Source organism: Acinetobacter sp. 778_lipA, from assembly GCF_058242985.1.
The window spans coordinates 1,392,321-1,412,758 of record NZ_JBZAYT010000001.1 but is presented as its reverse complement, the minus strand read 5'-3'; the positions used below and the strand labels follow the sequence as shown (position 1 = coordinate 1,412,758).

18 protein-coding genes are annotated in these 20,438 nt (G+C 36.9%); 8 read left to right on the top strand and 10 right to left on the bottom strand.

Annotated features, from left to right (window positions below; all coding sequences use genetic code 11):
- Positions 1 to 4 precede the first annotated feature (4 nt).
- Positions 5 to 328 (bottom strand): ArsR/SmtB family transcription factor, encoded by a 324-nt coding sequence (locus tag AC4CUY_RS06650; protein WP_483770090.1) that lies wholly within the window; start codon positions 326 to 328, stop codon positions 5 to 7.
- 98 nt (positions 329 to 426) lie between these two features.
- On the opposite strand from AC4CUY_RS06650, the gene arsC reads away from it, so the two are divergent.
- From arsC to AC4CUY_RS06635, 3 genes are all read left to right on the top strand, one after another.
- Complete coding sequence (arsC, locus tag AC4CUY_RS06645; RefSeq protein WP_483770091.1) at positions 427 to 855, top strand: arsenate reductase (glutaredoxin); 429 nt, start codon at positions 427 to 429, stop codon at positions 853 to 855.
- A gap of 165 nt (positions 856 to 1,020) precedes the next feature.
- Positions 1,021 to 2,421 carry a prephenate-dependent tRNA uridine(34) hydroxylase TrhP gene (gene trhP / locus AC4CUY_RS06640; RefSeq protein WP_490773844.1) on the top strand — a complete coding sequence of 467 codons (1,401 nt, stop codon included), beginning with the start codon at positions 1,021 to 1,023 and terminating at the stop codon, positions 2,419 to 2,421.
- A gap of 9 nt (positions 2,422 to 2,430) precedes the next feature.
- The gene (locus AC4CUY_RS06635; protein WP_004721738.1) at positions 2,431 to 2,682 is read left to right on the top strand and encodes a YfhL family 4Fe-4S dicluster ferredoxin; all 252 of its coding nucleotides are present in this window, start codon (positions 2,431 to 2,433) and stop codon (positions 2,680 to 2,682) included.
- A gap of 272 nt (positions 2,683 to 2,954) precedes the next feature.
- Here AC4CUY_RS06635 and AC4CUY_RS06630 read toward each other — a convergent pair whose 3' ends face one another.
- Positions 2,955 to 3,812 (bottom strand): LysR substrate-binding domain-containing protein, encoded by an 858-nt coding sequence (locus tag AC4CUY_RS06630; RefSeq protein WP_419328935.1) that lies wholly within the window; start codon positions 3,810 to 3,812, stop codon positions 2,955 to 2,957.
- Positions 3,813 to 3,965: 153 nt separating this feature from the next.
- Here AC4CUY_RS06630 and AC4CUY_RS06625 point away from each other — a divergent pair, with 153 nt between their 5' ends.
- Complete coding sequence (locus tag AC4CUY_RS06625) at positions 3,966 to 4,622, top strand: FMN-dependent NADH-azoreductase (protein ID WP_336954710.1); 657 nt, start codon at positions 3,966 to 3,968, stop codon at positions 4,620 to 4,622.
- Positions 4,623 to 4,799: 177 nt separating this feature from the next.
- Here AC4CUY_RS06625 and ahpF read toward each other — a convergent pair whose 3' ends face one another.
- On the bottom strand, positions 4,800 to 6,365 hold the full coding sequence (ahpF, locus tag AC4CUY_RS06620; RefSeq protein WP_419328931.1) for an alkyl hydroperoxide reductase subunit F: 1,566 nt from the start codon (positions 6,363 to 6,365) through the stop codon (positions 4,800 to 4,802).
- Positions 6,366 to 6,771: 406 nt separating this feature from the next.
- Here ahpF and AC4CUY_RS06615 point away from each other — a divergent pair, with 406 nt between their 5' ends.
- The gene (locus AC4CUY_RS06615) at positions 6,772 to 7,392 is read left to right on the top strand and encodes a DsbA family oxidoreductase (protein WP_336954714.1); all 621 of its coding nucleotides are present in this window, start codon (positions 6,772 to 6,774) and stop codon (positions 7,390 to 7,392) included.
- 100 nt (positions 7,393 to 7,492) lie between these two features.
- On the opposite strand, the gene AC4CUY_RS06610 is transcribed toward AC4CUY_RS06615, so the two are convergent.
- From AC4CUY_RS06610 to cxpE, 7 genes are all read right to left on the bottom strand, one after another.
- Positions 7,493 to 8,410: a hypothetical protein gene (locus tag AC4CUY_RS06610; RefSeq protein WP_336954715.1), complete on the bottom strand. Its 918-nt coding sequence runs from the start codon at positions 8,408 to 8,410 to the stop codon at positions 7,493 to 7,495.
- A 45-nt stretch (positions 8,411 to 8,455) separates the two neighbouring features.
- Entirely contained in the window at positions 8,456 to 9,580 is a 1,125-nt protein-coding gene (locus AC4CUY_RS06605; RefSeq protein WP_490773843.1) for a toxic anion resistance protein, read from the bottom strand.
- A gap of 9 nt (positions 9,581 to 9,589) precedes the next feature.
- Positions 9,590 to 10,372: a tellurium resistance protein gene (locus AC4CUY_RS06600; RefSeq protein WP_490773842.1), complete on the bottom strand. Its 783-nt coding sequence runs from the start codon at positions 10,370 to 10,372 to the stop codon at positions 9,590 to 9,592.
- 209 nt (positions 10,373 to 10,581) lie between these two features.
- Complete coding sequence (locus AC4CUY_RS06595) at positions 10,582 to 13,023, bottom strand: CSLREA domain-containing protein (RefSeq protein ID WP_419820639.1); 2,442 nt, start codon at positions 13,021 to 13,023, stop codon at positions 10,582 to 10,584.
- Positions 13,024 to 13,033: 10 nt separating this feature from the next.
- A complete protein-coding gene (rbtA, locus tag AC4CUY_RS06590) occupies positions 13,034 to 14,845 on the bottom strand; it encodes a rhombotarget A (protein ID WP_419328926.1) in 1,812 nt (603 codons plus the stop codon).
- 171 nt (positions 14,846 to 15,016) lie between these two features.
- Entirely contained in the window at positions 15,017 to 15,724 is a 708-nt protein-coding gene (gene hda / locus AC4CUY_RS06585; RefSeq protein WP_336954720.1) for a DnaA regulatory inactivator Hda, read from the bottom strand.
- A 15-nt stretch (positions 15,725 to 15,739) separates the two neighbouring features.
- The gene (gene cxpE, locus AC4CUY_RS06580) at positions 15,740 to 16,942 is read right to left on the bottom strand and encodes a chloramphenicol efflux transporter CxpE (protein ID WP_336954722.1); all 1,203 of its coding nucleotides are present in this window, start codon (positions 16,940 to 16,942) and stop codon (positions 15,740 to 15,742) included.
- Positions 16,943 to 17,077: 135 nt separating this feature from the next.
- On the opposite strand from cxpE, the gene purM reads away from it, so the two are divergent.
- From purM to AC4CUY_RS06565, 3 genes are all read left to right on the top strand, one after another.
- A complete protein-coding gene (gene purM, locus AC4CUY_RS06575; RefSeq protein ID WP_490773841.1) occupies positions 17,078 to 18,148 on the top strand; it encodes a phosphoribosylformylglycinamidine cyclo-ligase in 1,071 nt (356 codons plus the stop codon).
- 9 nt (positions 18,149 to 18,157) lie between these two features.
- Positions 18,158 to 18,790, top strand: a complete 633-nt coding sequence (purN, locus tag AC4CUY_RS06570; RefSeq protein ID WP_336954724.1) for a phosphoribosylglycinamide formyltransferase — start codon at positions 18,158 to 18,160, stop codon at positions 18,788 to 18,790.
- A gap of 658 nt (positions 18,791 to 19,448) precedes the next feature.
- Positions 19,449 to 20,435: an IS110 family RNA-guided transposase gene (locus AC4CUY_RS06565; RefSeq protein WP_490773548.1), complete on the top strand. Its 987-nt coding sequence runs from the start codon at positions 19,449 to 19,451 to the stop codon at positions 20,433 to 20,435.
- Positions 20,436 to 20,438: the final 3 nt, after the last annotated feature.

Below are 20,438 nucleotides of genomic sequence, written 5' to 3'. Positions count from 1 at the left end.
CAGCTTACTCACAACAACTGTTGATTTGGATCAAGTCTGAACGACCCACAACTGAATTCGCAGTTTGCGCAGCAATTATGTTTAATACTGCATTGGCCCATTCTGGTAATTCAGGATTTAAACGGTAATACACCCATTGGCCTTTGCGTTGATCAATTAAAATGGACAAATTTCTCAACAAGGCCAAGTGTCTAGAAATCTTTGGCTGACTTAAATTTAACGCTTCAGTGATTTCACAAACACAAACATTCCCCTGTGCCAAGACAATTTTTAAAATATCCAAACGAGTTGGATCTGATAAACACTTAAAGAAATCGGGTTGATCCATCACAATTACTCAATTTTATGGTTTAGTATATTCACTATTGCGAATATACGCATATCCATATATAAATGCAATATTGCTTTTTAACAGAGAGTCGATCGATGTCATCTCAAATTAAGATTTATCATAATCCTGCCTGTGGGACTTCACGCAATACCCTTGCACTCATTCGAAATGCAGGTATCGAACCTGAAGTGATCGAATATTTACTGTATCCACCTAACAAAACTCAGCTCATCGATTTAATTCAGCAATCTGCTTTGTCGGTACGAGATGCACTGCGTAAAAATGTTGATGTTTATAAAACCTTAAAACTAGATCAAACAGAGTGGACTGACGATCAACTGCTTAATTTCATGTTGCAATACCCGATTTTAATCAATCGCCCCTTTGTCGTGACTGAATTGGGTGTTCGTTTATGTCGACCCTCTGAATTGGTTTTAGATCTCTTATCTGTGCCACAGCGTGCTGCTTTTAGTAAAGAAGATGGTGAAATTATTATCGATCAGCAATTAAAAAGGCTTAAATAATTTTTTAGGGTTTTTCAAAAAACCCAATTAATTAAACATAAGATATTGAATAATATATATTTTAATACAAATTAACCCGATTAATCCTGAGTGTTTTACTAGGTTGAATCTTATTTTTAAACCCTTACAATAAAACCATATTTTTAGTATGCCTTTTAAATTTATATGAGCATCTCACATATTACTGAACTCTTATCACCAGCAGGATCATTGAAGAATATGCGTTATGCATTTGCTTACGGTGCCGATGCGGTGTATGCAGGTCAACCTCGCTATAGCTTACGAGTTCGTAATAATGAGTTTGATCATGATCATTTAAAAGTGGGTATTGCTGAAGCGCATGCCTTAGGCAAAAAATTTTATGTAGTGGTGAATATTCAACCGCATAATGCTAAATTAAAAAATTTTATTCGCGATCTTGAACCTGTGGTCGCCATGCAACCTGATGCACTGATCATGTCAGATCCTGGCTTGATCATGCTGGTTCGAGAAAACTTCCCACAAATATCCATCCATCTCTCTGTACAGGCAAATGCGGTCAATTGGGCAACCGTAAAATTTTGGAAAAATATGGGACTCACTCGTGTCATTTTGTCACGTGAGTTATCTATCGAGGAAATTGAAGAAATTAAACAGAATGTATCCGATATGGAAATCGAAGTTTTCGTACACGGTGCACTCTGTATGGCTTATTCCGGTCGTTGCTTACTTTCAGGCTATATGAATAAACGTGATGCAAATCAAGGCGCTTGCACCAATGCATGTCGCTGGGAATACAATATTCACGAAGCAACAGAAGATGCATTTGGGGATGTCATTCCAGTCCAACAACTGGAGACAGCATCAGACTGTTGCAACAATAAAGATGCCGACGAGCAACACGCCATACAACAACATCAATTTGGCGAACCGGTTTTATTACAACGTCATAAAGAAGACATGTTTGCTGCTGAAGAAGACCAACATGGCACTTACTTTATGAACTCTAAAGACTTACGTGCAGTTCAGCACGTAGATCGTTTAACCAAGATGGGCATTCATTCCTTAAAAATCGAAGGACGCACCAAATCTTACTTTTATTGCGCTAGAACAGCACAAATTTATCGCAAAGCGATTGATGATGCTCTACAGGGAAAACCTTTTGATCGGGCGTTAATGTCACAACTCGAAGGTTTAGCCAATCGAGGTTATACCGAAGGTTTCTTACGTCGCCATGTCCATACCGAATATCAAAACTATGCAACTGGCTCTTCTCAGTTTGACCATCAACAATTTGTTGGTGAAGTACTTGAACGCAATGATGATTACATCAAAATTGAGGTAAAGAATCGTTTTGTTGTGGGTGACTCTATGGAACTCATGACCACATCTGGCAACATCACATTTATTCTTTATGAAATTTTAGATAAAAACAGACAACCGATCATAGAGGCAAAAGGCTCAGGATATATTGTAGAAATTCCAATTCCGGCTGATATTGATATGAAATATGCCTTATTAATTAGAAACTTACCAAATTCGACTACTGATATTTCAGCATCATCATTGGCTTACCAAGCAGTTTAGGATATCGAAATGGCTTTAATGATTACAGACCAGTGCATCAATTGTGATATGTGTGTACCAGAATGCCCCAATCAGGCAATTTTTGAGGGAGAAAAGTTCTATGAAATTGATACACAGCGTTGTACTGAATGTGTCGGGTTTTATGAACATCAAACCTGTGTGGATGTCTGTCCGATTGAATGTATTGTTCAAAATCCACAACATATAGAAAGCAAAGCGCAATTATTAAATCGCTTTCATTATCTAAGTTTGTTTGGCTAAGACAAAATCCGACACCAATTCTAATCTTGGAACGTATTTTGCTTAGTTAACGCATTGGTCCAAATAACAATAACAATAAAGAAAATGGAGCTGAGCTGTATGGCAACACAGCTCATAAAAAGGGGAAAACAACAATATTAGGGAAAAGCCAAGGTGTATTTGGGGAACACTTTGGCTTTTTTCTTATTGAAAAAATCATGTTTGATTTAAATTTTAATTTCAAGATAGGTAATATAAGCAAAAAGCTAAGCGACGAAAAAACTCATAGATCTTCATTCATGGGCAAAATTTTGCGAAAACTTCTCCTTACACCACTGTTTGACTTCATTTACAATAAAATCAGCATCTGGCAAAGTTAAAAAATAGTAATTCCATGCAGTTTCAACACATGGAGATACAATTTTCAGCCGCCCTTGTTGTAAATCATTGGCAATTGAAATGCGGCTTAATAATGCAATACCCTGTCCAGACAATACAGCCTGAATTGCATGACTTTCTTGTGTATAAAATACCTGCGCTTGCCCTGCTTGAATATGTAAGCCTTGTTTTTCAAACCATTTCTGCCAATTGACTCGATTTGGACAGTATTCGTCTCCCCAGGTAAAGTGAATCAATGGCACAGTCGTCCAGTTCATAGTTGCAATATCCAAAGAAGGATGCCCGACTGCAACATATTCATCAACTGCTAATAATTCCGCATCAACATCTTGATAGCCCCCTGAACCATACCGAATCGCCAAATCATAGAGACCTGAAGTCATATTAACGAGGTCATAACTTGCATGTACCCGAAACATAATATTGGGAAAGCGACTTTGTAACTCTGGCAAATAAGGAATAATCCACTCACTTGCAAAGGATGGTGTTGTGGTAATGGTCAATAATCTTTGTTTATTTTGCTCAAGTTGAAACAAAGCCGTTTGAATCTGCCCAAAACCTGATTGCACATGCTTAAGTAAATACTCTCCTTCTGGCGTTAGGCTGATCGAGCGTGTACGTCGTTCGAATAATTGAATATTCAATTGCTGTTCCAGCTTCTTAATACGATGACTTAAGGCGGTAGGTGTTAAAAACAATTGGTCTGCTGCTTTTTTAAAGCTGAGTTGTTCAGCGACATGCTGAAAAGCCAACAATTGCTCCAAGGAATTATGCAAAATCACAGAAGATCACCGCGCAAAATATAAATGAATTGGATTCAGTTATAACATGTATTTTTATCGTTTGTTGTTTTTTTCATATTCGATAAAAATCAATTTGAACAAACAACAAATTGAGTAACAATCATGGCAAATATACTAAAAATAGATACTAGTTTAAGAACAGGTATCTCAGGTACGCACCCACATGGTTCTTTAAGCCGACGCTTAACCGAATTATTTATTGATCAATGGAATGAAATTGATTCATCTGTACAAGTTAAACATCGTGATTTAGGTCGAAATCCACCCCCTTATATTGATGAAGAGTGGATCATTTCTGAATTTGGCTATGCAGAATCTGAAGAAAAGGCACAACAACGCCTACAACTGAGTAATGAGTTTATCGAAGAATTATATTGGGCAGATATTATTGTGCTTGGCGTACCGATGTATAACTTTGGGACACCTGCTCATCTAAAAGCCTATATTGATCACATCGTGAGAATGAATAAAACCTACTCATTTGATCTTAGCAAAGAGCAACCGTACTCAGGGCTTTTGGATCATCAAAAAACTATGATTATCCTTTCTGCCCGTGGTGGGCATGACTTTGATTCAGCTGATGCGCCATTTCCCAATCATGCTGAACCTGCAATAAAAACAGCATTCAATTTTATAGGTATCGAAAAATTTCATGAAATCGCAATTGAGTATCAGGAATTTGGTGGCGAGTTGTTAGCGCAATCGATCCAAGCCGCAGAACGAAAAACCATTGCGCTTGTTCAAGATTTACAACATTAACAAAGCTTATTTTTGCAAGCTCTATTCAATAGTATTCAACCTTCAACACAAAAAAAGGAATTGAGCTGTTAGCAACTCAATTCCTATTAAGGGTAAAATATGGGATAAATGTTAAGGCAAGCCAAAGTTGTCATTACGGCACTTTGGCTTGCTTTTCAACGTGTAATCATTGAAAGATTATTGACCTGAACGAATGATGTAATCGAATGCAGATAAAGACGCTTTTGCACCCTCACCAGCTGCAATTATGATTTGTTTATAAGGTACTGTTGTACAGTCACCCGCAGCAAATACGCCTTTTACATTGGTTTCATTACGATCATTTACCACAATTTCATTCCGGTTTGAAAGCTCTACAGCAGTTGCTTTTAAGAAATCTGTGTTTGGCAATAAACCAATTTGTACAAAGATTCCCGCAAGTTCAATGGTATGTAATTCGTCTGTTGCACGGTCTTTATACTTCAACCCTGTCACAATCGAACCATCACCAATCACTTCTGTAGATAGTGCATTCAAAATCACAGTGGTATTTGGCAAACTATTCAATTTATCTTGAAGCACTTGGTCAGCCCGAAGTTGAGTATCAAACTCGATCAATGTGACATGTTCAACAATACCAGCAAGATCAATTGCGGCCTCTACACCTGAGTTACCCCCACCAATCACGGCAACCTTCTTGCCTTTAAATAATGGACCATCACAGTGTGGGCAATACGCAACACCACGTGTTTTGTACTCTTTCTCACCAGGTACATTCATCTCTCTCCAACGTGCACCTGTAGATAAGATGACCGTTTTTGATTCAAGTTTTGCACCATTTTCCAATTCAACTTCAACTAAACCATTAGTTGTTTGATCAGCACCAACAATGTTTTTCACTTTTTGTAAATTCATAATGTCCACACCGTACTCACGAACATGTGCTTCCATATCTGAACCAAACTTAGGGCCTTGTGTTTTTTGTACTGAGATAAAGTTTTCAATATCCATGGTGTCCATGACCTGACCACCGAAACGCTCAGAAACAATACCTGTCCGAATCCCTTTACGTGCAGCATATACCGCAGATGTTGCACCAGCAGGTCCACCACCAATCACCAATACATCAAACGCTTCTTTAGCATTCAGCTTTTCAGCATCTTTAGCCGCAGCACCACTGTCCAATTTCGCAACGATTTCTTCCAAAGTCATACGACCTTGACCAATATGTTCACCATTTTGGAAAACCATAGGTACAGCCAAGATTTTGCGCTCTTCAACTTCATCTTGGAAGAATGCACCATCAATCATGGTTGCCGTAGTACCAGGATTATTAATTGCAATCAAGTTAAGTGCTTGAACAACATCTGGACAGTTATGGCAACTTAAAGAAACGAATACATCAAAATTCGCAGTCAAATTTAAACCTTTGACTTGAGCCAAGATTTCATCAGAAACTTTTGGCGCATAACCTGATACTTGTAATAAAGCTAAAATTAATGAGGTAAACTCATGCCCCATCGGTAAACCAGCAAAGAATACACGAGGTTGTTCACCTACTTTTGCAATACCAAAGCTCGGTTTACGATCATTCTGACCATCGTAACGGGCAGTCACTTGATCTGACAGTGCAGCAATTTCGGTCACCAATTCTTTAATTTTATCTGACTTATCAGAACCATTTAAAGAAGCAACAATTTCAATTGGGCTTTCAAGGCGCTCTAACAAGGTTTTTAATTGAGCAGAAGTATTTGTATCTAACATGCTAACAATCTCCAAGGGAGTAAATTTCTTTCGTTGAATGTATATTACGTCTATTTAAAAAATAGATAAAACAGTTTGTTTTTATTAAATCAATCGGTTTTTTAGTTTAACAAAAATCAGCCACCTTCTCATCAGCATATCCCCCTATTTTCAAATTTAAATTCTCTAATGCTGGTATATATGGGCATTGGCAAGAAAATCAATAGACATCACCGACTTCCTCGAAACTTAAAATTAGATTAATTTTCAACAAAAATAATATTTTCTTCGACCATCTCTCTACAAAAAATCATGCGCAGCTAAGCCACAAAGTTTTAAGCTAAATTTATGTTGTGGTTTCTCCAATTAAGTACAACAAGGTGTACTTATTCACAATTCCTGTATAAATAAGTGAAGAGGTAAAACAATGAAAATAGAGTTCGTATTCGATATCGTCTATCCAATGAGTTATGTGGCGTTTGAAAAACTCAAACAACATTGGAATCAACCGATGGCGAAAAAAATCGAATTATTACCTGTGCAAGTTTTACCCGAAATTCCAGAACAAGGCTTAGATGTTTATCAATACCTGACTGAAAGATATGGAACCAAAGAAGCCAATCGTAAACTTGATATGGCAAAATTTGCTGCTTATAGTCAAGATTTAACCGTGGATATTGAGCATATGAAGCGTATGCCCAATAGCCGTTTAGCCCATCAGGCGATATTGGCTTTAGACAATATCTTTGACCAATTCGCATTAACGCAGGCTTTATTCCACGCCATATTCGCCCATGGTAAAGACATTGCCAACCCTGAAGTTCTGAAACAAATCATTGAAGGTATGGGCTTGGATGGCACGAAAGTTCTACGTTCTATTCAACATAAGGAAATCGCAGACAAACAAACTGAGATCACCCAGTATGTACAAGGTTTCGGTAAACATCCTACTCCCTACTATATTGTAGATGGTGAAATCTGGGATAAAACCTTTGACACCTTAGAACTGAAAGACCTGATTACCAACAGAGCGAAAGATGTCGCTTAGTACAACGAGATTTAATTTTCGAACAATAAAAAGCACTTTTGTGATCAGCAAAAGTGCTTTTTATCAAGATTTTTACAAAGCATAAGCTTTGTGGCTTACATTAACCGATGCGATGGCCAATTCGATGTAAACGTTTCGCAATTCGACTTGCCACCCAATAAATCATCAAGCTAAAAAATAAACTGAGTGCTGAAATTCCCCATAAAACCTTTTCAACAATGTTCGACCAGAAGCTTGCACGATTCACTTGCGCTTCAACACCTTGCGCAATCGGGGAAAGCGCTCGATTAAATACCTGATATTGAATTGTCCATAATTGCTCCGGTTTAAAGCCGTATTCTAAAAAGCGGGAATCAAATTGCTCAGCTTTAATTAATTTTTCTGCGTAAACCGTAGCCACAACCTTATCAATAGGTTTATGCATCAAGGCGGTTTGTGCCAATAAATAGCTTTGTACTGTATCAGGCGCATCCGATCTTTGCAGATATTGATAAATGTCGCTTTGCTGAATGTTTTGATCATACTTTATAAATGATTTTAACTCTTTATCTTCATCATCTTTTAGATCATATTGCACATAAGTCAAACCAGACCATAGCACAATCAAGGATAAAAGCCATGCAACAAATTTAAGGATAAAAGATTGCAAGCGCACCTTAAAAAAGCGAATTTTTCTTAATATACCAACAATAATAAATGCACCAATAAAAGATACAATTAATTTTAAGATCAGCCAACCAAACCATGACAATGCATTCATAAGATAGTCTGGTTGATGGATATATTCTCTTAATTGCTGATCTAGAATATATGGCAAATGTAACTGATGAACCTGTTGTGCCACACCGAACAAGTTAAAAACCAATTCCTGTTGAAAAAAAACAGAAACAAAACTTGCGATACCGACAGAGGATAAAACCACAGCAGAAACCATCAAATTCCGTTTTCGATGCTGAAGTATTTTTAGTCCGTGTTCGATCTGTTGAATATCTACAGGATATTGCGTTTTTTCAGTCAACCTTTACACCTTTAGATGAGATTGTGCCAAGATTTAAAATTTGGCTTAGGATTGATGCGTACTGGTATCTAATACCAACTGTTGCAAATTCGATTGAAGCGCTTTAATCCGAGTCGAAGCCTCTTCACGTTTTTGCATACCCTCTTTCTGAATTTGAATAACATCATTTACAGTTTTAATCAGGGTATTTTGAACATGTTCAAGCGTTTCAATATCAATCACTGAACGTTGATTGGCTTTGGCAGTATCCACAGAATTTTGATGAAGTAAATCTGCATTGCGTTTTAATAGCTCATTGGTTGCATCATCAATCGTGTTGGCAAGCTGCACACTATTTCGTTGTTCATTTAAAGAAATCGCTAAGCTGATCTGGTTTTTCCATGCAGGTAAAGTAATATTTTTTATGGCATAAAATTTATCGACCAACATCATATTATTGGATTGAATAATACGAATCATCGGTAAGGTTTGCATTGCAGATTGTTGCAAGACTTGTAAATCACTCACCCGCTTTTCTAGATTGTTGGCTAAATGGTTAAGGTCATAAACACGCTGATTGATTTTAGGATCTTGCTCTTGCTGAGATAAAGTCGCAATTTCTTGCTGCACTTCTACTTGCTTAATTCGACCTGCGGCAATATAAACACCCAGCTGTCGATATTCCTCTTGAACACCATTAAACATACGATCTAATGTTTCTACCCGTGCTTTTAAACCTGTTTGTGATGTTTCAATTTCTTTGACCAATGAATCTATTTGCTCTTTGGTGGTATTAAAATGTTGATCGAAACTTTGTTTAGCACCTTTAAACTTACTGAGTATGCTTCCAATAAATCCTGAATTTTTTGATTGATTTAAAATACTCGATGTATTTAATTGCTGAGCAACTTGAACGACTTCATTTAATTTTTGCCCAGTGACATCTAAGTCTTTATTTTTGACTAAGTTGAGTAATTCATCAGTATATGAAGATGTTTTGGTCGCAATATTTTTACCGTATTCAGCAACGGAAGCATGATTAATATTGGCCAAGTCTTTATGCGCATTTACAACCTCATTAAAATCTTCAGTATTTAAACCTATTTCTTTCAAATTCAATTGTTCAAACTTTTGTAATTCCAATGGCGTATTGAATTGTGCGCTTAATGCTTGATAATTCGAATCGCTCATACATGTATCCTATTTATTTTCTAATGATTTCTTTAATGATTGAATTAATTTATCACGACTTTTATCAAGTTCTTCCGTCATTGTAAAAGAATTCTGGGTACTGCTCTGTTTTACATGATACTGCCATGCAGGAATCAGAACATTTTGGGCTTCATTAAATCGATCAAGTAAGCTCAAGGAAAGCTGTTGTGTTAACTGCATTTGTGCTAACGCAATATCATTACTGGATTGTAGCGTTTGTAACGTGTTGACTTTTTTAGACAGCCGATCAGAAAAATTATCTAAAGGATGGCGATGGTGTATAAAATCAGGATATTCATGTAAAAATTCCTGAGCGGCGCGAATATATTTCGCCATTTGCTCTCTTAAGCCATTGGCTTGTTGAAATCTTGCTTCCGACTTTTGAATTTCCACTTGTAATCTTTGACTCAAATGCTTTGCTTCATCAATTAAACTTTCTAATTCATGTAAATATTTGACTTGTCCAACGCTAAACTCTAAATCTAAACCTAACCATTTTTGTATAGCATTAAATTTACGTTGATTGAGTTTTTTTTTGGATGTAGATAATTGATAAATGATTTGTGCAATAATTTGACTCAGTTTTTGCGTTAAACTTGGATCAATAGCTTTTAACAGAACCGATTGTGCTTGAATTAACTGATCAGCATATAAATTCAGTCGTGTTTGATTGTCGAGTAATGGAACCAAATCATTTCTTTTAATCGAAAGTAATTCATCAGAACTACATGGGATCTTTTCAAGGGGTGTAAGTACAGTAAATTGTTTCATATCAGTTCAAAATGAATAACTTTTCAATGATTTAAGGGAAATCAATTAACAAACCCTTCCTACTTAAAACTTATAATACAAATTATGAAGAAAGCCTATATAAATAGCAAAAAACATACAGATACAAAAAAACCAGTTTCTAAAAACTGGTTTTTTTGTATACACTAAGTTGTAAAATTCATTAATTTGCCAGTTTATTTATTTGCCTATTATTGCTTTGGTTGTCTATTTGTTTGATAGCGGCGATATCCTGTCAACCCTAACAGTCCAAGAAGACTGAGCCAACCCAATGCACCACCACCACTTGTACGCGTACTTCCGGGCGCTGTACCTGAGTTTTCTAATTTTACCGTCGCAGTATTGGAAATTACACCATCTGCATCATACACATAGTAGGTAAATTTGTAGCTAAATGGGTCCAATGTGTTTCTGAGTTGGATATGAATTTTGCCACCATAGCAGGTATATTTACTATCAACACCTGGGCAAGGACCACTACGATCTGCAGTAATAACTATTGGGTCAATATTTGTACCTATTCGGATAGGTAATTCAACACCATCTGCATTGATATAAAATTTTGGTTTATTGGGTTTTGCAGTTAAAGCTGCTGCATTACCATCACCATCATCATTGGCATATTGGAGTAAATCCACATCAATTGCTTTAGTTGAACCATATTCAACTTTAAAACTACTATCCTCTACGATGGGTGCAATGTTAGCAAAGGTTCCAATCACATAAGCTGAAGATGTAATATTTGGTTCAGATTTTAACTGTAGTTGATAACTACAGAATTCATTATCACCTGATGGGGTTATGCTGTCGTCTATACGCCATAACATAATTCTTTTTAAGTTGGCATTCCATTCACACTTAAAGTTTGGATCTTCCTTACCCGCAAAGACCTTATCGCTATTCAATAAACCCACACCAAGTGGCTTAACAATCACATCATAATTGTCAACGCTTAGATGTTTTACAACCCTAATATCTTTGCCATCCTGCCCTTTAGTAATGATTTCTGCTGGCAGATTGGCAGCAAAAGGGTCAACAAAGATGGTGCGATATTTCTGATCTGATTTGGTGTATTTTATTAGATTACTATATAACTCTGATTGAAATTTATAAAAAGGAATAAAGTCTTGGTTGGTTGCTGGGTCAGCAATCAACTTATTATAATTATCCAATATGTTCTGATAATTGCTAAGTGCAGCAACCACTGATGCATTGGTCGAGCTTAAGTTATTTGCTGTAAGACGTAAAACCTCTGTAGAACCGATATCACATGAGTTCGCTACATCATTTTGACCATTAGAGTTTTCCGCAACCACTCGGGTGACACCTCGCTGATCAGATCCACTACACCCAGTATAACCAATATCAACTAAATCTTTATCTGTGCCTAAGTTTTTAGGGAAATACATCGGCATAAAACCAGTGGATTCACTCGGTTGCTCTAAGTCATTTAAAATAGATGAGAACTCAATATTACTTACATCAAATGAATGGTCTTTACCCTCTTTAGTCACTGCCTCTGCAACTTCACACTGATCATTACCAGCAGTAAGCTTTAAAGCATTATAGCCCAGCACTACACCTGAGCCTTCAACTTTACTGACATCACCATCTGCATAACGACAAGATTTCCCATTATTATAAGCCAGTATATTATTGCTTAAAGTTTTTAAACCATTGTATCCATATAGTAGTGTTGCCCAAGCATCATTCTTTACAATAGTATTGCTGAGCAGTGATAAAGAAGAACTATCACTAAAATTAACCTTTCCTTGTGGTGTTAATTGGCTAAATTGAATGATGCTCCCTTGACTCATACTTGCAGTATTCTTTGTCAATGTATTTGCAGTAAATGTCACAGAAGGCTGTCCACAAAAACTAAACATACTTAAGCTATTTGCAGATCCATTATTAATGAAAGTTGTGCCATTCACTGCGATACTTCGTGTTGTAAAAACCAAATTATCAGAGCATGTCATTCCAAGTACACTACCTTGATCAGCTTTATTTGCGTCAAACACGCCATAGTTGACTGTAAGTGAACTTGAAGCATCATTTAGATAAATTGCACCACCAGTTTTCGCATTTGAATTGATAATTGTTACATTGGTTAAGGTTGTTGCACCGCCTGCATAAATCGCTCCGCCCACGCTGCTATTGGTGTCATTCAAGCTAGAGCCATCTTTTAAAATCACATCTTTCAGCGTTAAACTTGGCTTATTTTCATAAATGGTATTGAAAATACGCGAGGTCCCTTGGCCTGAAATTGTAGTTTTTAATGGCGTTGAAGCAGGGAAATTATTAGTTAATACATCTGGCCGACTATAATCACCAGGTTCTTTACCAACAATGGAAATATCTGAATTAGGTCTTAACTCTTTCGTCAGCTTATATTCACCCGCTTCTAATTGAATCACATTGGGCACTGTCGAATAAACTTGTCCTGCACTGCAACCACCATAAGCTTTATGTGTAGCAGCAGCTCGTAAGGCTTCTCTGATTGAACACTTGTCAGGATTTGTTCCATCCTCATCTTCAAAGGTAGTCACATAAATTGTTTTATCTTCTGCCGCCATCAGAGACATGGTCGACAAAATAACAAGTGTTAGAAATCCCTTTTTATAATTTTTCATATCCGATCCTTTACTTATATTTTATCCGTCGATAGCCTGCTAAACCGACCAGTCCAATGATTGAAAGAAACCCTAAACTTCCACCTGAAGTCTTTACTTTAGAGTTCTTAAAATCATCTGGCTTTCTTTGTACAATTCGTGCGGGGATCGTAATATAAGGATTATCTGATTTATTAAAACTTGTGGTTGAGGTCACCACATTGATTTTAAATTCATCTGAACCTTGCCAACGACTATTTGGGGTATACACAATATCACCAGCCTGGTTTATCGACATTGTTCCTTTAGATGGGGTATTTGTTTGGATGACTTTTAAACAGCCAATTTGCCAAGGCTTACCATTGTCATCCAACTCTCGATTAAAAATCTGCTTACACTTTTCAACACTAACCAACTCACCATCTTGTAATTGATCTGCGATTGAAAACTTAGCTGTTTCACCATATAAAATATCTTGCCCCACAGTTGTAACATCTGTGGTGTTAATCACCAATTCAATCGCACCACGATCACATAATTGTGAATTAACATCTCGATTTTTACCACGCTGATCAACTGATGAACATGCCAATATTTTATCTTGTACTTCTGGACCATGGTTAATAATCAGTGAATCTTCAGCTGAATTATAACTTGCTAAAATTCTTGGTAAAAAATAACCTAAAGCTACAGTAGGTGCCTCTGTAAATGGACATAAAATTCCATCGGTACTATAGTCACACTTGCCTTCCGTGGTATTCCCAGCAATTAGTTGTACATTGCCTAATGCTGTAGATTTAAAACCACTACAGCCTGATGAATAGAGGTTATTACTGATCTGTTCCGCTTCTCCGCCAGCCACAATCGTACAATCTTGTGTACCATTTTTAGCAATAATACTATTTGCAACATAACCTTTCTTTTGGGGCGCGTTTACAATAAGTCCCATAGTATTGAGAATCATGGTGACATTGTTGATTTGCATGGCATCGTAAATCTTGACTACATAGCCTTTATTGCTAAAGATCGTACTATTCATAATTCCAAAAGGAATTGAGGAGCCAATTGTTTTTAAAGCCTCTTCTGAAAATTGATTTTTTGTTTCAAAATTTGAACTTGCTGAATTTGTAACTTCATTATCTCGAATTAATGACTGTGTAATAACAAATGTTGGTAGTTCGGTATAAACAACACCTCCTTCTACTGCTGTATTACCTTTCATTAAGGTCTTGTTTATAGAAACAGAACTTAATGAAGTATTCGCAACATACACACCCGCATTGTAAATTGCGCCACCTTGTCTTGCATGACCATTTAAAAGCTGGCTATTACTTATACCTAAAGACTCTTTGTTATAGATTAAACCACCTTGATCAGCACATACCGCTTCATTACACCCTTTTAAGGTAATTTCATTAAATGAAACTTTGAGCATTGCAGGTGGTGTCTCTACTGCCGAATCTATGATTTTTTCAATCTGAAATAAACGTTCTTTTCCAACCATTTTAATAATGGCATTGTTTTTACCTATAAGCGTTTGTGTATTATTTACGTTGCTTTCATAAGTCGAACCAAACGTCACATCTTTGAGTATCCTGATTTGGCTATTCAGTGAATACTCTTTATTCCCTTGTAATATGATATTTGCAGTAACCTCTTTACCACCACCACAACCATTATAGCCAGCCTCAGGCATTCCCTGATTGACATATTCGACTGCTTCTCTTAATGAACACTGATCATCAGCTTTTACAATATCATCTGTCGTTGTCACAGTAATATTTGCACTAAATGCTTGACCGGTAATACATAATAATCCTAAGCCTATGCCCCGTTTGAGCATTATAGTCTCCTTGATTTCTTTTAATTATTTCTTATTAGCCAGCATTACGCTTTGCTATCAGTCCTTTTTGCGTACTTTGTCACACGCGATAAAAATTCTCAAGAATTTTTATCGATGAATCGATTAACTTCATCTATTTGTGTTACGCGCACTCAACAACAGTAAAAAAAACTATTGTCTATATTCATCAATCAATGCATAGATCTGTCTTAAAGTTGCGTGAGATAATTTAGTTTTCTCACCCTTCAATAACTTTTCTAGCTGTTCAACAGATTGAAGTAGTGTACTCGTTTGATGTGGGCCATGTAATAGCAAATATTCCGTTATTTGTGGGTCAAAATGTACACCCCGACGTTCTAAGACTGAATGCAATAAAGCATGCCGATCAGCATAGGAGTGCCCACTGGGTACTTTTACACTGACAGCCTGTGTAAGTCGAGATTGTAGGTCAGGGAGTTCTAATTTTAATTCAATAGGCGCAAATCGTGATGAAAATACCAACTGCCCGCCATCTTCATTATTATTATTAATAAGATGGAATACCGCTTTTTGCCAATGCGGTACGCCACTAATTGCTTCAATATCATCTAAGGCAACTAAGTCATAGCTTTCTAAGGATGTGATCGCTTCTATAGGCGCATCTAACAATTCCAATAAAGATACTTTTATCGCAGATTTACCAATTTCTAAATAAGAATCACAAATCGCAGTGAGTAAATGGCTTTTACCAGTTCCAGCGCTACCATAGATATAGAAACGATTCATCAGGCCTGCATGAAGCTGACGCACAGCATCAATTACAGGTCCCCAACCTGGTCCAGAAAAATCACTAATTCTGGCATCCAGTTGTGGTTCTATATCCAACTGCAATTGACGCATATATTCAAATCATTCCTAAAGTGGATTTTGATCATTTTTAATCGATTGATCAGTATCTTGCGTGTTTTTAACTTCAATATCAAGATCAACTTGGTCGCTTTCGACTGAAATTGTTTCAGTGGTACCATGATTTTGTACAGTCACCAAAGTATCATTGGCCTTAAAAAACTGACTTTCTTGATATAACTCTTTGAGATGCTTGAGTAAAACCACGATAACAGCTGCAACTGGAAGTGCAATCAACATTCCAACAAATCCCCCCAACTGCGCACCTGCAAGTACTGCGAATACTACGGCTACAGGAGATAAACCAATTTTATCACCCAATAAGAAAGGTTGAAGGATATATCCCTCTATGAGTTGCCCTACACCAAATACAGCTAAAACCATCAATAAATGCTTTGGATCTAGACCAAACTGGAAAAAACAGGCAATGACAGCAGCTATAATACCAACACCAAAGCCAAGATAAGGAATAATACTGCACAATCCTGCGATCATACCAATAATTAATCCAACTTCTAGACCAACCAATTGCAAGCCCACAGCATAGACAATTCCCAATAAAATCATCACAAGGAATTGCCCTTTGACAAAAGCACCTAAAACACTATGGCATTCACCAACAATTTTAAGCACATTACTTTCATATTGGCGTGGGATAAAACTTTTTAAATGCTCCAACATCCGATTCCAATCAAGTAAGAAATAGAACGCAATAATTGGAATTAAAACAATTGTTCCACCGATCGAAATAAAACTCAGTCCAGATTGGGCAATTTTTAATGCCATCGATTGGATACTATCCGCACTATAGTTGGTCTGAACATACTCCATCACTACTTTAGATATTTGATCTGTATCCAACTCCATATGTTCAACATTGAAATTGTTGGATAACCACGGTAAAAAAGTAGAATTCACCCAATGGATTCCCGCGGGAATACTGTCACGCGCATAGATTAATTGTTTCCAAACCAAGGGTACAACAAACCAAGTCGCCCAAGTCAGTAATACACCTATTCCAATAAATACCACTGAAATAGATAACCACCTTGGCAAAAATTTAGACAGCTTATCTACCACTGGACTAAATAAATAGGCAACGAGAAAAGCTGCGACAAAAGGAATCACTACGGGTTTTAATAAATATAAAATCCATAAAACTAAAGCAATTCCAGCAAGGATAAAAATTCGTTTTAAAGTCCGATCGTGCATTGAATCACGCCTATTTCAAATTTATTCGTTATAGAGGGGAAAATATTTTAATAAAGATAGCATTTTAGTGCAGAAATAACATAAGAGTTTCGTATATTCGGGTATAATCCCCGCGCGAATGCGGAGACTTCAATTATGAGCAACTCAACTTCTACCCCAAACACTGGTTTAAGCTATAAAGACGCTGGTGTCGATATTGAAGCGGGCGACGCACTTGTCGATCGAATCAAATCTGTCGCTAAACGTACCACACGCCCTGAAGTGATGGGTGGTTTAGGCGGCTTCGGTGCACTTTGCAGAATCCCTAAAGGTTATGAAGAACCTGTTCTTGTATCTGGTACAGATGGTGTCGGTACAAAATTACGTTTAGCATTGAACTTAAACCGTCATGACACAATTGGTCAAGATTTGGTTGCAATGTGTGTAAACGATCTTCTTGTATGTGGTGCTGAACCTCTATTCTTCCTCGATTATTATGCAACTGGACATTTAAATGTTGATGTTGCTGCAAATGTTGTGACTGGGATAGGTAAAGGTTGTGAACTTGCAGGCTGCGCATTGGTCGGTGGTGAAACTGCTGAAATGCCAGGGATGTATGAAGGTGAAGACTATGACTTAGCAGGTTTTTCTGTGGGTGTGGTTGAAGCAAGTAAAATCATTGATGGTTCTAAAGTAAAAGCAGGTGATGTTCTCATCGGTTTAGCATCTTCTGGTGCACACTCAAACGGTTACTCTTTACTTCGTAAAATCTTAGACGTGAAAAACGTTGATTTAACTCAGATAGTAGATGGTCGTCCGCTTGCAGATGTTGCAATGGAACCAACACGTATTTATGTAAAACCAGTACTTGAGCTATGCAAACAAGTTGATGTTCATGCAATGGCACATATCACAGGTGGTGGTTTACCAGGCAATCTACCTCGCGTACTTCCAAATGGTGCTCAAGCTGTGATTAATCAATCATCGTGGGAATGGCCTGAATTGTTCAAACTTTTACAACGTGAAGGTGCTGTAGAACAATTTGAAATGTACCGTACATTTAACTGTGGTGTGGGTATGGTCATTGCAGTTGACGTTGCTGATGCTGAAAAAACCATTGAAGTTTTAACTGCTCAAGGTGAAAAAGCATGGACCATTGGTCATATCCAAGAAAATGCTGCTTCAATTGAAGGCGCAGACGAAAAAATTCGTGTGATTTTTGCATAAGCTCCCCACATGATTAAAATTGCTGTACTCGTTTCAGGCAATGGAAGCAACCTTCAAGCCTTGATTGATGCCAATCTTTCAGGGCAAATCGTGGGGGTTATTTCCAACAAACCTGAAGCATTTGCCATAGAGCGTGCTACAAAAGCAGGCATTGCAACGACTGTGATTGAGCATAAACACTACCCTAATCGTGAAGCTTTTGATGATGTTATGCATCAACAATTACAGGATTGGAATGTTGACTTAGTCATTCTTGCTGGTTTTATGCGAATTCTCAGTGCAAAGTTTGTGCAAGCATGGGAAGGAAAAATGGTGAATATCCACCCTTCTCTATTGCCAAATTACAAAGGCATGCATACTCATCAACGTGTTTTAAATACAGGTGATGTTTTGCATGGCTGTACTGTGCATTTTGTTACTGCTGAATTAGACGCTGGTCAAGCTTTGACTCAGGGTATTTTAAAAGTTACTTTGCATGATACTGTGCAATCGCTTGCAGCACGAGTCCATGTACTTGAGCATTTAATTTATCCTCAAGCGGTTGAATGGATCTGTAATGGCACCATTCAACACTTGGAAAATGGTCAGGTTTTATATAAGGGACAAGCACTTAAACAGCCAATTCAATTTTGCCAACTTTAAGATTTGCTTGATTTAAAATACTGTCAAAAAATGCATCTAAGGATGCATTTTTTATATCTAATATAAAATTCGCCCGTTTAGTGACCTTAGATAACAATAGGTTTATAGCAAAGTCGCTTGAACTGCTACATTTTACATAAAAAGATTGAAATCAATTTATGGGAAAAACAGCGGACTTTTTAACGATAGGCCGTAACAAAAACCTTTACTTATAATCAAATCCCCTAATTATTCATACAAGTGATTTCCATCAATTTATTGATCATAAATGTAGCCTATATTTTTGTTTGAACTTATAGAAACTATTGGTTATCAAACCATTTTTTGTACTTTTCAATCCTAGATGGTTGTCCTATCGCAGGAAGACAGGGATGTCGCCCAATGTATGTAGGAATGTGGGGTACAGGACATACCCCTCGTCCAACTGAAGATTTTTGTCATCTTGTATCTTGTTCTTTGTAGTGATTAGCTATCACTACACGTAAATTGTAGAGTTTGGTTTGTCATCAAAACTTCGAGTTTCCTGAAAAGATTAAACCTACAATTTACACCTAACCACTGACATAAATCTGGACGGTAACTAAGCACTTTGATGCTGCATTCACAAGAAAAGACTGTGGTTTTTTAATATTAATTCAATCAATAATTAGGTGAAGCTATGTTTTATCTTGGCATTGATGTTTCTAAAGCTAAATTCGATTGTTGTTTATTTCTTGATGACTCTAGTGGAAAAATAAAAACTAAATGCTTTTCCAATAGCAATAAAGGATTTCATCAATTGTTATCATGGTTAAATCGTTTTGGTCTTGTTGCTGAAGAAACTAGAGCCTTAATGGAAGCAACATCCGTCTATCATGAAATGTTAGCTCAATTTTTATTTGATTTAAAATTTCAAGTTTGTGTGGCTAACCCAGCCCGTACTCGATATTTTGCTCAAAGTATCTCTAAGCTTAATAAAACTGACAAAATCGATAGTGAAGTATTGGCGCGATTTGCAATGACTGTAGATTTACATTTATGGCAACCCACTCCTGATAATATCCGATTGCTCAATGCTTTATTAGATAGAAGGTCAAGTCTTGCGAACGACTTAAAACGTGAACAAAATCGTTTGGAAAAAGCAAACTCCACTCTAATAGTTGTACCAATTTTAAAGTCTATTAAGACTAATATTAAATCATTAACTCGGCAAATTCAGAATCTAGATACACAAATTCAAAACCATATTGATCAAGATCAAGACCATGAGCTTAAACGTGATCAAAAGCTTCTTGAAAGCATTCCAGCAATTGCTGAGCGTACCAGTTTATTAATGCTTGTTTTTTTACGTGCTCATTCTTTTGAAAAAGCTAGCCAAGCTGCTGCATTTGTGGGTTTAGTTCCCATTCATAGACAATCTGGTAGTTCTGTGCTTGGAAAAAGTCGCTTATCTAAAGCCGGTTCACCTAAAATTCGATCGGGTTTATATATGGCTGCCATTGTTGCAACTCGGTACAATCCTCACATTAAAGAGTTGAGCGAACGGCTCTTAGCGAAAGGGAAAACTAAAATGGTAGCGATTGCTGCTGCTATGCGAAAGTTAATTCATCTTTGCTATGGTGTTCTTAAAAACCAACAACCTTATCAGGCAAATTATAAGGCATGAATC